Source organism: Collinsella sp. LCP19S3_B7 (genome assembly GCF_052121795.1).
In the GTDB taxonomy this organism is placed as follows: domain Bacteria; phylum Actinomycetota; class Coriobacteriia; order Coriobacteriales; family Coriobacteriaceae; genus Collinsella.
In genome coordinates this window covers 1-13,486 of sequence record NZ_JBQKDO010000005.1, presented here as the reverse complement: position 1 = coordinate 13,486, position 13,486 = coordinate 1, and the positions used below count along the sequence as shown (strand labels likewise).

Sequence of the window (13,486 nt, the reverse complement as noted above, 5' to 3'; positions counted from 1 at the left end):
ATGAGCGATTTCCATATGGTGGTGTGCGTCAAGGCGGTGCCGGGCAGCACCGAGGTCAAGATGGACCCCAAGACCAATACCATCGTGCGCGATGGTAAGCAGGCGGTCATTAATCCCTTTGACGCGAGCGCTTTGGAATGCGCGCTGGCGCTGAAGGACGACTTTATCGGCTTTGGCATGGACGTGCGCGTAACGGTGGTGTCGATGGGCATCCCCGCGACTGAATCGCTATTGCGCGACTGCATCGCCCGAGGCGCCGATGACGCACTGCTGCTAACCGATCGCGCCTTTGCAGGTGCCGATACCCTGGCAACCACCTATGCCCTCAAGTGCGGCATCGAGGCGCTCGACGAGGACTTCGACCTGCTCATCTGCGGCAAGATGGCGGTGGACGGCGATACGGCCCAGATTGGTCCCGAGCTTGCCGGTGCCTTCGAGATTCCCTGCGTGACCGACGTGAGCTGCGTGCAGAGTGCGGGCTTTACGACCTGTGGTTCACTGGCGCTTGTTCACGGCTGCGATGCCGGCGAGGAGACGGTCTATCTTGAGATGCCGTGCGCGATGACGACTGCCAAGGAGATTGGCCAACTGCGTATGCCGAGTATCGCCGGTATTCGTGCGGCCGAGGAGGCGGACGTGCGCGTGGTCAACGCTGCCGACGTGAACGCCGACCCCGCGCGCTGCGGTCTTGCCGGCTCGCCGACACAGGTCGTGCGATCGTTTGTGCCCGACCGCAACCAAACGTGCGAGGCCGTTGACGGAACGGCGTCCGAGCAGGCGGCGAAACTTGCCAAGATTATCGAGGGGATGGCATAGATGAGCGGACTGGTTATCGATAGCGAAGCCTGTATCGGCTGTGGTCGCTGCGTTCGCGCCTGTGCCTCGGGCGGCATCGTAGTGGAAGGCGAGCGGCCCAACCGTTGCGCCCGCGTAACCGACGGCTGCATCCTATGCGGCGGGTGCGTCGACGCTTGCCCCGTCAATGCCATTTCGATCGAGCGCGACGAGGCCGCCGGCGCGGTTGACCTCGATGCATATCGAGACATTTGGGTATTCGCGCAGACCGACGAGCACGATACGGTGGCTCCCGTTGCCTTCGAGCTCATGGGCAAGGGCCGCGAGCTTGCGGATACACGCGGCTGTCGCCTGGTGGCGCTGGTCGGCATGGGCCCCGAGGGTTCTCTCGGTGACCTGGAGCATCTGGTTTGCGCCGGTGCAGACGAGGTCCTGATCTGTCGCGACGAGCGTCTGCGCCAGAACGATGTGGAGGTCTACGCCCGGCTCATCTGCGATTTGGTGGCAGAGCGCAAGCCCGAGGCCATTCTGTACGGAGCGACCGCCTTTGGCCGCGAACTGGCACCCGGCGTTGCCGTGCGTTTGCAGACGGGCCTTACGGCTGACTGCACCGTGCTTTCGATGGATACGGAGACGGGGCTGCTGCAACAGACGCGTCCGGCGTTTGGCGGCAACCTGATGGCCACCATCGTCTGCCCCAATCATCGTCCCCAGATGGCAACGGTGCGCCCCGGCATCTTTAAGGCGCCCGACTTTGACTACGGCCGCTCCGGCACGATCACCCAGATAGCACTTGCGGATGATGCTAAGGCTCGTGTCGAGATCTCGATTCCCGCCGAGGAGTGGGGACAGCAGGCTTCAATCGCCGATGCCGAGCGCCTGGTCGTGGTAGGTCGCGGCATTGGTTCCAAGAAAAACCTGCCGCTGATGCGAAGGCTCGCCGAGGCTCTGGGAGCCGAGCTTGGCTGCACGCGACCCGTCGTGGAGGCCGGCTGGTTGGAGTATCGCCATCAGATTGGCCAGACGGGCGTATCGGTTTCGCCCAAGATTCTTGTGAGTATTGGTGTTTCGGGCGCCATCCAGCATCTTGCCGGCATCGGTGGGGCGGAATGCATTATCGCCATCAACGAGGACCCGGATGCCCCCATCTTTGGTGCTGCCCAGTACAAGGTTGTCGGTGATGCCGTCGAGGTCGTCGAGGAGCTGCTAGCCCAGCTTGAGCGCTAGGCGCGCGCCAGCCAGTCGCGCATCTCTTCCCTAAGACGGCTCCAGGTTGCCTGTGTGGCGGGATCGGTAAAGGGCTGCGTAATACCAAAGGGCGCGTCGAGCAGGCGGTAGATATCGCCCTGCTCGCGCGCCAGCGCGCGGCTCGCCGGATAGACGAGCTCAAACATAAAGCAGATGAGTCCTACCAGGTAGTCCGCGGGCTCGTCGCGTTCATCACGTGCGACGCAGCGGTGCTCGTCAAAGGCGGCCAACGTCGGCGCCGAGAAGTGGCTGGCGAGAAATGCGTCCTCATCCACCTTGAGGATGGTGTCGACGGTGCTGTCGGCGATGGTGCGCATAATGTCGATTTTGTCGCCATCGCGCACGATATCGCAGAAGCACCGTGTACGCTCGTCGAGTTGTGCCGGCAGGCGAAAGTCACTGTGATAGGCGATGCTCGCGCGGATGAGCTCGTCTTCTGCCGGGCTGTCGATAAAGTCGCGGATACTTGTTGCCGCGGGCGCGTCTGCAGGGTTTTTGCCAAAAAGGACCTCGAGGCCCAACTTCGCATGGCTCATGCTCTCGGCATCCTTAAACGTGTCCCAGCGTCGCAGCTGCTCAAAGCGGCCCATATCGTGCAACAGCCCACAAAGCCACGCCAGGTCAATGTCCTGCGGTGACCAGCCCTGCTCGCGTGCCACGGCATTACATGCCTCGGCAACGTGGTACGTATGCTCGATTTTGAGCGCGATACGCGGATTGGCGGCATCGTAGGCATCGGTGTAGGTCCTGAAGGCCGCGATTGCCCCCGTTCGATCGATAGCTGTCATAACGACTTCCTAAAAAGCTGTGTCTTTCTGTGTCTTTCGATCCGGTGGCAATTGTAGGTGAACTCGGTTGCCGCCGGGCGATGATTCTGCCATGTCGTCGAATGCGGCTCGGAAAGCTTGTCGGGACGAGGAACGCTACGGTGCTCAAAATCGTTAAAACCGTCTGGCCGGTGATGCTTGCCTATGTTGCGATAGGTGCGCCGTTGTCGATGTCCCCACCGCTATTGCGGGTTTTGTCTGCACATCGCTCTTTATTTGCCTGCTCTTTTCGCAGCGGCTGTCGGCGTCGTTGCGGTGGCAATCAAGACAAAGTCGATGTTGTGGTGCTGCGTCTCGGGTATCGGGCTCTATATCGTTTTGAGCCTCGTATAGGAGTGGGGTGCGTTTGCCGTCCGGGCCCAACGAATCGGATTTCTCACCGAGCCGGTCTGCTTCTTCTGGTACCATGGTCAAACTTTACTGTAGCAAAGCATGACGTGGGCTTTTGTTCTGCGTCGGCGGAAATGGGGGTTTCATGGCACAGGAAGCGATCGCCAACGAGCAAAAGAAATTCAAAGTACCGCGCATTCCGGGTGACATCATGATCTACCCGATGATCGTCGGCCTTTCGCTCAATACCTTCTGCCCGCAGGTCTTCGAGATCGGCGGCTTCTTTACCGCCGCCTGCCGCGGCGGTTCCAATACCATCGTCGCCGCGATCCTGTTGTTCGTGGGTGCCGGCATCAGCTTTAAGTCCACGCCGGGTGCCATCAAGACCGGCATCGTCGTACTGATTCCTAAGCTTGTGGTGGCAGCCGTGCTGGGCTTGAGCGTTGCGTATTTCTTTAACGACAACTTTTTGGGCCTGAGCTCGGTTTCCATCATCGGCGGCATTACGTTTTGCAACATGGCGCTCTACACGGGCATCATGGGCGAGTTTGGCGACGAGTCCGAGCAGGGCGCCGTGGGCATCCTGTTCTTCACGGCGGGCCCTGCGGTTACCATGATCATTCTTGGTGTCTCTGGTCTTGCCAACATTCCCGTTGGCACCATCATCGGTTCCATCCTGCCGCTCGTGATTGGCATGGTTTTGGGCAACCTCTTCCCGTTCATCAAGAACCTGCTGGTTCCCGGCACCAATCCTGCGATCGCCGTCATCGGATTTCAGCTCGGTGCGTCTATGAGCCTGTCGAGCTTTATCACCGGCGGCATTTCCGGCATCTTGCTGGGCCTTGTCACGTTGTTTGTCGTCGGCCCCATCACCTTTGCGTTCGAGCGCCTGTGCGGCGGTAACGGCAAAGCCGCCGTGGCTTGTTCCACCATCGCCGGCACGGCTATGACCACGCCGGTTGCTCTTGCCGAGGTCGCGCCGCGCTATGCCGAGCTTGCGCCCGCCGCATACGCTCAGATCGCCACCGCCGTCATCATCACGGCAATCATGGCTCCGATTCTGACCGGTTGGGTCGATAAGAAGTTCTGCCAGGGCAAGGAAGACCTGTCGCCCGCCGGTGTCGAGGCCATCGAGGAAGCCGTCGCGGCCGACATCGATGGCGAGTAGCCATCGGCGCCCATCAATGATGCTGGCGTGCAACTCGCGCCGTGAGAGCGCCCGGGCGCTCTGGTATTATTCCCTCATTCCCCTCTGTATTGGGGGAGTTATGGTGATGCGTGCGGCTCGGAGAAGCGCTGTCGGTTTGATGATGGGGAGATGGGCCTGGTGGTTAAGGCGCTCAAGATTGAGATATTCCTGCTAAGCATGATTGTTCTTATCGGGCTTGCCGTGCGGAGTCGTCGCTCCTTGTTCTCGAGCACCCAGCAGCTATTGTTTAGCATGCTTGGCTACACCTCTGCCGCGTACATATTATTCGATATGATCTGGGTGCTATTGGATGGTGTGGACGGCACGTTGGGCATTGCTGTCAACTGGATTTCCAACGCGGTTTCGTTTTCGCTCTTTGCCATCGTGTGTCTCATTTGGTTTATCTATTCCGAGACGGTGCAGGGTTCTCGCCTTTTGGCCTCGCGCTATAGGGTGGTGCTTGTAGCGTCGCCTACGGTTCTGGTGGTCGTGCTGGCGTTTACCAGTTACTGGACGCACGCCCTGTTCTATATCGATTCGCAGGGCGTGTATAGTCGCGGCTCTGCTTATATGATCCAGCCCATTGTCAGCTACTGTTACGTTCTACATACGTCCCTACATGCGTTTGTGCAGTCTCGCAGGGTCGAGAGCCTGCAGACGAAGACCATCTATCGAACCTTGGCATTTTTCGCCATTCCGGCCCTGGTGGGCGGTACCTTTCAGGTCGTATACTCGGTGCCCGGCCTTTGTGTCGGCATAATGATTAGCATATTGCTGCTCTACATTGTCTTCCAGGAGCAGCTCATCTCGACCGACCCGTTGACTGGCCTCAACAATCGCAACCGTTTTGAGACCTATATACTGTCGCTCTTCTCAAATGTGGATCAGGCCAAAGACGTGTATCTGCTTGTGATGGACGCCGACGGCTTTAAGCAGATTAACGACCGCTATGGACATGTGGAGGGCGACCATGCTCTTCAGGTCATATCCGCTGCGCTCAAAGAAGTCTGCTCGGCGTCTGGTAGCTTTATCGCGCGTTATGGCGGCGATGAGTTCGTGGTGCTTCAAAAGGCGATAGCGGAGCAGGATATCTTGCATCTGTGCGCGGCAATCAACGACGAGCTCGCGCGCGCCGAGGTTCCGTATCTGTTGCGGATGTCCATCGGCTACGCACGGGTTGGTGATGGCGTCGATACCTGGCAAGACTTGCTCCGTGCTGCCGACGCGGAGCTCTACCGCGTAAAGCGCGAGAAGAAGAAAGTCGGCGTCCAGATACGCTAGAAAAAAGGGGCGCACGACCGTTGCGATGGTCGTGCGCCCCTTCTGCGCTTTCGGGGACTAGTATCGGCTGTCGAAGATGCGCCTCGTCTTTTTCTCGGAGCGCGGCAGCTCACCAGGCGCGGCGTGGCATCGCCATGGTTTTCGATGGGGTTAAACGCGTCTGCGGCCTTGCCGCTGGAGTAGGCGTCTGCAATCTGCGGCAGGCGCTCGTTAACCTCGCCATGGGCGGCAAACGAACGGCGCGGGAAGATAACCCATTTGGGATCCTTCTCAAAGGTGCCAGCGGGATGTGCGACGGTATGCTCGGGTACCTCCAAATAGGTTGAGGCGTGACATACGCGGGTGGTGGGGCGCACGATAACGGGCGTATGGTAGCGCTCCGAGATTTCAAATGCCTCTTGCATCATCGCGTAACCCTGCTCCAGATTTTGCGGATCGAGCACGGGGATCTTCGCAAATGCGGCAAAGCGGCGCGTATCCTGCTCGGTTTGAGAGGAGATGGGGCCGGGATCATCGGCAACAAACAGCACCAGGCCGCCCTTGATGCCCACGTAGTTGAGGCTCATGAGCGGGTCGGAGGCAACGTTTAGTCCAACTTGTTTGCAGGTAAAAAGGCAGCGCGCTCCTGCATACGATGCACCTGCCAGCACCTCGAGCGCGGCTTTTTCGTTGGTCGACCACTCGACGTGGACACCCTCGGCACTACCTTGGGCCTTGAGTTTGGCAACTGTCTCGACAAGTTCCGTCGACGGCGTGCCCGGGTAACCGGCGACCACGCGAACGCCCGCCGCAAGCGCGGCATACGCAAAGGCCTGGTTTCCCATAACCAGTTTCTTATGCATCTGTATCCCCTCGATGTCGCCGGCGCGTTACGGCAAGACGGCGTTTGCCGCCGCGACTCGGTACGAAATCAACGAGATACAGTGTACTCCATTAAGCTAAAGTGAGAGCTGCCCTTTTCCAAACGGGGTGGTTTGTTAGGCCTTTTTAGGTTTGTTGACAATGATGATGCCACCGCAGACCAAGAGCAGGGCCACAATTACGGTAACGGGGCTCGTGCCAGCGCCCTCTCCGAGCAACAACGCGCTCAACAGCACGCCAAAGACCGGGTTCATAAAGCCAAAGACCGAAACGCGGCTAACGGGGTTGACGGCGAGTAGGCGGGACCACAGCGAGTACGCGACGGCGGAAATGAGCGCCATATAAATGATGAGCGCGATGGCGGGGGCGATTTCGGTGGGGAATAGCGCGCCGCCCATCAAAAACCCGATGGCGGTAAGGACCAAACCGCCGACCAAAAACTGCCAGCCGGCGAGCAAGACGCCGTCATGCTCGCGCGAGAAGATGCCAATGAGGCAGGTCGACAGGGCGCCCGCAATAGTGGAAGCCAAGATAAATCCCTCGCCGTCGAGTGTAAAGCCAAAGGTGCCGTCCGCACCCGAAAGGTTGACGAATGCGACGCCGGCAAAGCCCAGTACGCAGCCGAGCACCTTGGTCGCATCGAGCTTTTCGGTGCGAAACGCCAGAGCGGCAAAGAGGATGGCGAGGAAGTTGGCGCTGGCCTCGATGATGGAACTCGACATGGCGCTGGCGCGCGAGAGTCCCAGGTAGAAAAAGAAGTACTGCCCGATAGTCTGGAAGAGCGACAGGATGCAGATGGGCTTAATGTCGCGAGCCTGTGGAACGAGTGGGCAGCGCTGGGCCGTGCTCATCCCAACGATAACCAGGGCGCCGGCAAGCGTGAAGCGCAAGCCCGCAAAGAGCAGCTGCGAGGCGCTATCGTGCGCGGGGATGCCAAAGAGCTCGTAGCCGATCTTGATGCAGGGGAAAGCCGACCCCCAGAGTGCGCAGCAGACGAGGCAGCCCAGGATGAGTCCGGGCAGGGTGGCGAGATACGGCTTGCGGCTTTCCATGATGTCCTTCCTGTATGCGCGAAGTAAAAAAGAACCCGCCACCGGGTGTGCCGGTGGCGGGTGTTGTTACCCGAGGGGATTGTACCCGATGGGAACGTATTTAAGCGAAGTAGGCTACGCCGCTCTCAAAGATCGGCATGAACTTATCGCCGGGGACATGCTCGGGCACGTTGCGGTACAGGTTGTCGCCGCGACGCTCGGCATGGCCCATCTTGCCCAGGACGCGGCCGTCGGGGCTCGTGATGCCCTCGATGGCGAGCACGGAGCCGTTGGGGTTGACGGAGAGATCCATGCTGGGCTTGCCATCCTCGCCCACGTACTGCGTGGCGACCTGGCCGTTGGCGATCAGCTGGGCGAGCACTTCATCGTTGGCGACAAAGCGGCCCTCGCCGTGGCTGATGGCGACGGTGTAGGGGTCGTCCAGACTGCACTGCGACAGCCACGGGGACAGGTTGGACGAGATGCGGGTGCGCACCAGACGGCTCTGATGGCGACCGATGGTGTTGAACGTCAGCGTGGGCGCATCGGGCGTGGCGTCGACGATGTCGCCGTAGGGCACCAGGCCGAGCTTGATCAGGGCCTGGAAGCCGTTGCAGATGCCCAGCATCAGGCCGTCGCGGGCCTTGAGCAGGTCGCGGACTGCCTCGGTGACCTCGGGAGCGCGGAAGAACGCCGTGATGAACTTGGCGGAGCCGTCGGGCTCGTCGCCGCCCGAGAAGCCGCCGGGAATCATGACGATCTGGCTTGCACGGATGCGACGGGCGAGCTCGTGGGTGCTCTCGGCGACGGCCTCGGGCGTGAGGTTGTTGATCACGAAGGTGTCGGCCTCGGCGCCGGCGGCGCGGAAGGCGCGGGCGCTATCGTACTCGCAGTTGTTGCCGGGGAACACAGGGATGATCACGCGCGGGCGGGCGATCTTGGCGCCGCCGTACACGTGGATATCCTTGGCGCGGAAGTCGATGGCCTCGACCTCGGGGGTCTCGCCGGCGCTGCGGTAGGCGAAGACGCCCTCGATACCGCTCTCCCAGGCCTCCTGGAGCTCGGCGAGCTCGATGACTTCGGAGCCGGTGTCGATGACATAGCCCTCGACGGTGGTACCCAGGGGCTCGACGACAACGCCGTCGGCGACCTCGGGCAGCTCGGCGTCCTCGGCGAGCTCGACGATAAAGCTGCCGTAGAGCGGGGTGAAGAGGCTCTCCACGTCCACATCTTCGGCAAGCTCGATACCGATCTGGTTGCCGACGCACATCTTAAAGAGGCTCTCGGCGCCGCAGCCGTAGCCGGGCGTGGAGACGGCCAGGGCGTCGCCGGTAGCGGTGAGCGCCTCGACGGCGTCAAACGCGGCGAGCAGCTGCTGGGCATCGGGGCGGTAGTCCTCGCCGTAGGTGGCGGGGGCGATGCGAACGACGCGGTGCGTGAGGCCCTTAAACTCGGGGGAGACGGCGCGGGCGGCACGGCCCACGGCGACAGCGAAGCTGATCAGGGTCGGCGGAACGTTGAGCTCGCCGGCCTCGTCCTCAAACGAGCCGCTCATGGAATCCTTGCCGCCGATGGCGCCGGCACCCAGGTCGACCTGGGCCATAAGGGCGCCCAGGACGGCTGCCATGGGCTTGCCCCAACGTTCGGGCTCGGTGCGCAGGCGCTCAAAGTACTCCTGGAAGGAGAGGTAGGCGCGCTTGTGCTCAAAGCCGGCGGCAACGAGCTTGGCGATGGACTCGACCACGGACAGGTAGGCGCCTGCAAACTGGTCGGCCTCCATCAGGTAGGGGTTGAAGCCCCATGCCATAGCGCTCGCCGTGGTGGTCTCGCCGTCCACGGGGAACTTGGCGACCATGGCAGAGCTCGGGGTGAGCTGCGTCTTGCCGCCAAAGGGCATGAGCACGGTAGCGGCACCGATGGTGGAGTCGAAGCGCTCGGAAAGGCCCTTGTTGGAGGCGACGTTGAGATCGGTGACAAGCGAGGTCATGCGCTCGGCAAGCGTGGTGCCGGCCCAGCTGGGTTGCCACACGCTACGGGCACACACGTGGGCGACCTGGTGCTTGGGTGCGCCGTTGGAGTTGAGGAACTCGCGGGACAGATCGACGATGGCGACGCCGTTCCAGGCCATACGCATGCGCGGCTCGGCGGTAACCTCGGCGATGACGGTCGCCTCCAGGTTCTCCTCGGCGGCATAACCCATGAACTCCTCGACGTCACCGTCGGCGACGGCGCAGGCCATGCGCTCCTGGGACTCGGAGATAGCGAGCTCGGTTCCGTCCAGGCCGTCGTACTTCTTGGTCACGGTGTCCAGGTCGACATACAGGCCGTCGGCAAGCTCGCCCACGGCGACCGAGACGCCGCCGGCGCCAAAGTCGTTGCAGCGCTTGATCAGGCGGCAGGCGTCGCCGCGGCGGAACAGACGCTGCAGCTTGCGCTCGACCGGGGCGTTGCCCTTCTGGACCTCGGCACCCGAGGTTTCGATGGAATCGGTATTCTGGGTCTTGGAGGAGCCGGTGGCACCGCCGATGCCGTCACGGCCGGTGCGGCCGCCCAGCAGGATGATCTTGTCGGTGGGGGCGGGGCACTCGCGACGCACGTGGTTTGCCGGGGTGGCGCCCACGACGGCGCCGACCTCCATGCGCTTGGCCACGTAGCCGGGGTGATAGAGTTCGTTGACCTGACCGGTGGCAAGGCCGATCTGGTTGCCGTAGCTGGAGTAGCCGGCGGCAGCGGTGGTCACGAGCTTGCGCTGCGGCAGCTTGCCCTCGAGCGTCTCGGAGACCGGGACGGTGGGGTCGCCGGCGCCGGTGACGCGCATGGCCTGGTACACATAGCTGCGGCCAGAGAGCGGGTCGCGGATGGCGCCGCCCACGCAGGTGGCGGCACCGCCGAAGGGCTCGATCTCGGTCGGGTGGTTGTGGGTCTCGTTCTTAAACAGGAACAGCCAGTCCTGGTCCTCGCCGTCGACATCGACCTTCACCTTGACGGTGCAGGCGTTGATCTCCTCGGACTCGTCGACATCGGTCATGACGCCGGTCTTCTTAAGGTACTTGGCACCGATGGTGCCCATGTCCATGAGGCAGACGGGCTTGGCGTCGCGACCGAGCTCGTGGCGCATCTCCATATAGCGGTCGAAGGCCTGCTGTACCACGGCGTCATCGATTGTCACGTCGTCCAGGACGGTACCGAAGGTGGTGTGGCGGCAGTGGTCGGACCAATAGGTGTCGATCACGCGGATCTCGGTGATGGTGGGGTCGCGGTCCTCATCGCGGAAGTACTGCTGGCAGAAGGCGATGTCCGCCTCGTCCATGGCAAGGCCGCGCTCGGAGATAAAGGCGGCAAGGCCGGCCTCGTCGAGTTCGCGGAAGCCGTCGAGCACCTCGACGGGCTGGGGCTCGGGGGTCTCCATGTACAGCGTCTCGGGTAGGTCGAGCGAGGCGATGCGGGCCTCGACGGGATTCACCACGTAGTGCTTGATGGCCTCGATGGCGGCTTCGTCCAGAGCGCCCGAGATCATATAGACCTTGGCGGAGCGCACGGCGGGGCGCTCGCCCTGGCTGATGAGCTGCACGCACTCGCTGGCGGAGTCGGCGCGCTGGTCAAACTGGCCAGGCAGGAATTCGACGGCAAAGACGGCGCCATCGCTTGCGGGGAGTTCGTCGTAGGTCACATCGACCTGGGGCTCGCTAAAGACGGTCGGAACGCAGGAGCGGAAAAGCTCCTCGTCGATGCCCTCGACGTCGTAGCGGTTGATGATCCTCAGGGCCTCGATGCCCTTGATGCCGAGAATTTCGGTCAGCTCGCCCTTGAGCTGCTGAGCCTCGACGTCGAACCCGGGTTTCTTCTCCACGTAAATACGAGAGACCATTGGTTCCTGCCTTCCTGATCGGTTGGGCGTACGGTGCGGTATGCGGCAGCGGTCGGTTTGCGGGACAAGCCTCGCGGTCGCCTTGAGCCACATGTTTGTAAACGTCACTATGATACGACAGCTCATGGCGTATTGAGGACGGCGAGGGTGCTACAGTGAAGCGCAAACAAGAGAAAGGCATCACATGGCATTCGTTTCGCTCGCCATCATCGCGCTTGTGGCTTTCGCAAGCCCCTTTATCGCATCGGCGATTCCCGGAAAGCCCGTTCCCGAGACGGTCTTTTTGCTCGTGTTCGGCGCGGTGCTGGGACCTCACATGCTCGGCGTCATCCATGTAGATGCCGAGGTATCGCTTGTTTCCGAGCTCGGTCTGGCCTTTTTGTTCCTGCTTGCCGGCTTTGAGATCGACCCCAAGAACATCACGGGCGTCGAGGGACGCTACGGTATGGCGACGTGGGTCGTCACGTTTGGCATCGCCTGGCTTGCCGTGCGCTTTACCCCGTGGTTCTCGGTCAGCCATTTCGACGGTATCGCCGTGACGCTGGCGCTCACTTCGACGGCGCTCGGCACGCTCGTGCCCATCATGCGTGAGCGTTCGCTGACCGGCACGCGTGTGGGTGACTCCATCCTTGCCTATGGCACGTGGGGAGAGCTCGGTCCCGTGCTTGCCATGTCGGTGCTGCTCTCCGCTCGTACTGGTATCCAGACGCTCGTGATCCTTGGCTTGTTTGCACTGGTCTGTGTGCTGTTGGCCGTGGTTCCGAGCCGCTCCAAGCGCGTCGGCAGCCGCTTCTTTGCGTTTGTCGAGGAACGGGCCGACACGACGTCGCAGACATTCGTGCGCCTGACGGTGCTCATTCTGGTCACACTCGTGGCATTTTCCGCCATCTTTGACCTCGACATCGTGTTGGGCTCTTTTGCCGCTGGCTTTGTCCTGCGCTATATCATCCCCGAGGGCAACCATACGCTCGAGACCAAGCTCGATGGCCTGGCCTATGGCTTTTTGATTCCGGTGTTCTTTACCGTGTCGGGCGCAAAGATTGACCTGACGGCCGTGGCGTCGCGCCCGGGTCTGCTCGTGGGCTTTATCGCGGCGTTGCTGATCATTCGCGCCGTGCCGATCCTTGTCTCTATGAGCATTTGTCCCGCGACACGTGACGTTTCGGCGTATGGCCGCATTACCGTGGCTCTGTACTGCACCACGGCCCTGCCGATCATCGTTGCCGTGACGAGTGTGGCCGTCAACGCAGGCGCTCTGTCGCAAGACGTCGCCTCGGTTATGGTAGCCGCCGGTGCCATCACGGTGTTCTTGATGCCGCTGCTCGCGCAGCTCTTCTATCGCGTGGTCGATGCCGCGCCGGCCACTGCCGTGGCAGAGGTCGCCGAGCACCCTGCCGACGCACTCGATATCCTGCGCGCTCACCACGACCTAGCGAGCCTGCTCGCGCGCGAGCATGAGCTTTTGACCTCGCATGGCCATGGGCGTTCGCTCGACGGCATACCTACCCTTGATTCCATTGCTGACCGCCTCTCGACCGAGGCGGCAAGCGGCCACATCGATGCCCGCATCGTGGACGCCGCTCATTTGCTGGCTGAGAAGACCTATGGCGACGAGATCGACCCGTCCAAGCTGACTCCGCGTGAGCGCCGCCGCCTGGAGCGCGCCAAGCTCGCCGTGCGCGAATACCGCCGCCGCATGCTGGAGCTCTACGCGCGCGATGAAGCCCAGGACGACGACGGCAAATAACGAGATGCTTCCCTAGGGGAAGCCGCGTCCCGCTTTAAAGACCCGAAACGGGACGCAGTTTCCTCATCGGCCCCCATCGGGAAGTCACATCCCAGAATGGACGCCCAGAGTGGGATGCGGTTTCCGCTTTGGACTCCTGCCGGAAAGCGCGTCCCAGTCTGAAGGTTCAAAATGGGATGCGCTTTCCGAATCAAAGGCGGGACTGCGGACGATTTCTTGGACCGTTACGCGGCCCTTCCCAGCGCGGCGCGGAACTCGGCCGGCGTGCGGCCGCCGAGCGCATCGCTGCGCCTCTCCGTATTGTATCGG

Annotated in this window: 9 protein-coding genes; 5 read left to right on the top strand and 4 right to left on the bottom strand. The window is 61.9% G+C overall.

What is annotated here, in order from left to right:
* Complete coding sequence (locus ACTQW0_RS03230; RefSeq protein ID WP_441048480.1) at positions 1 to 816, top strand: electron transfer flavoprotein subunit beta/FixA family protein; 816 nt, start codon at positions 1 to 3, stop codon at positions 814 to 816.
* The gene (locus ACTQW0_RS03225) at positions 817 to 2,022 is read left to right on the top strand and encodes an FAD-binding protein (RefSeq protein WP_441566920.1); all 1,206 of its coding nucleotides are present in this window, start codon (positions 817 to 819) and stop codon (positions 2,020 to 2,022) included. It abuts the gene before it with no gap.
* Here ACTQW0_RS03225 and ACTQW0_RS03220 read toward each other — a convergent pair.
* Positions 2,019 to 2,831 (bottom strand): HD domain-containing protein, encoded by an 813-nt coding sequence (locus ACTQW0_RS03220; protein ID WP_441547069.1) that lies wholly within the window; start codon positions 2,829 to 2,831, stop codon positions 2,019 to 2,021. The two genes, ACTQW0_RS03225 and ACTQW0_RS03220, sit on opposite strands and share 4 nt — an antisense overlap.
* Before the next feature lie 514 nt (positions 2,832 to 3,345).
* Here ACTQW0_RS03220 and ACTQW0_RS03215 point away from each other — a divergent pair.
* Together ACTQW0_RS03215 and ACTQW0_RS03210 are read left to right on the top strand one after the other, a co-directional pair.
* Complete coding sequence (locus ACTQW0_RS03215; protein ID WP_441566918.1) at positions 3,346 to 4,368, top strand: 2-keto-3-deoxygluconate permease; 1,023 nt, start codon at positions 3,346 to 3,348, stop codon at positions 4,366 to 4,368.
* Between the two features lie 150 nt (positions 4,369 to 4,518).
* The gene (locus ACTQW0_RS03210) at positions 4,519 to 5,670 is read left to right on the top strand and encodes a diguanylate cyclase domain-containing protein (RefSeq protein WP_441071042.1); all 1,152 of its coding nucleotides are present in this window, start codon (positions 4,519 to 4,521) and stop codon (positions 5,668 to 5,670) included.
* On the opposite strand, the gene ACTQW0_RS03205 is transcribed toward ACTQW0_RS03210, so the two are convergent.
* From ACTQW0_RS03205 to ACTQW0_RS03195, 3 genes are all read right to left on the bottom strand, one after another.
* Positions 5,667 to 6,512, bottom strand: a complete 846-nt coding sequence (locus ACTQW0_RS03205; protein ID WP_441566916.1) for a hypothetical protein — start codon at positions 6,510 to 6,512, stop codon at positions 5,667 to 5,669. The genes ACTQW0_RS03210 and ACTQW0_RS03205 overlap by 4 nt on opposite strands.
* 135 nt (positions 6,513 to 6,647) lie before the next feature.
* Positions 6,648 to 7,583: a DMT family transporter gene (locus ACTQW0_RS03200; RefSeq protein WP_441566914.1), complete on the bottom strand. Its 936-nt coding sequence runs from the start codon at positions 7,581 to 7,583 to the stop codon at positions 6,648 to 6,650.
* Positions 7,584 to 7,683: 100 nt separating this feature from the next.
* A complete protein-coding gene (locus ACTQW0_RS03195; RefSeq protein ID WP_441566912.1) occupies positions 7,684 to 11,430 on the bottom strand; it encodes a phosphoribosylformylglycinamidine synthase in 3,747 nt (1,248 codons plus the stop codon).
* 184 nt (positions 11,431 to 11,614) lie between these two features.
* Between ACTQW0_RS03195 and ACTQW0_RS03190 the strand changes: the two genes are divergently transcribed.
* Positions 11,615 to 13,177, top strand: a complete 1,563-nt coding sequence (locus tag ACTQW0_RS03190; protein ID WP_427794183.1) for a cation:proton antiporter domain-containing protein — start codon at positions 11,615 to 11,617, stop codon at positions 13,175 to 13,177.
* Positions 13,178 to 13,486: the final 309 nt, after the last annotated feature.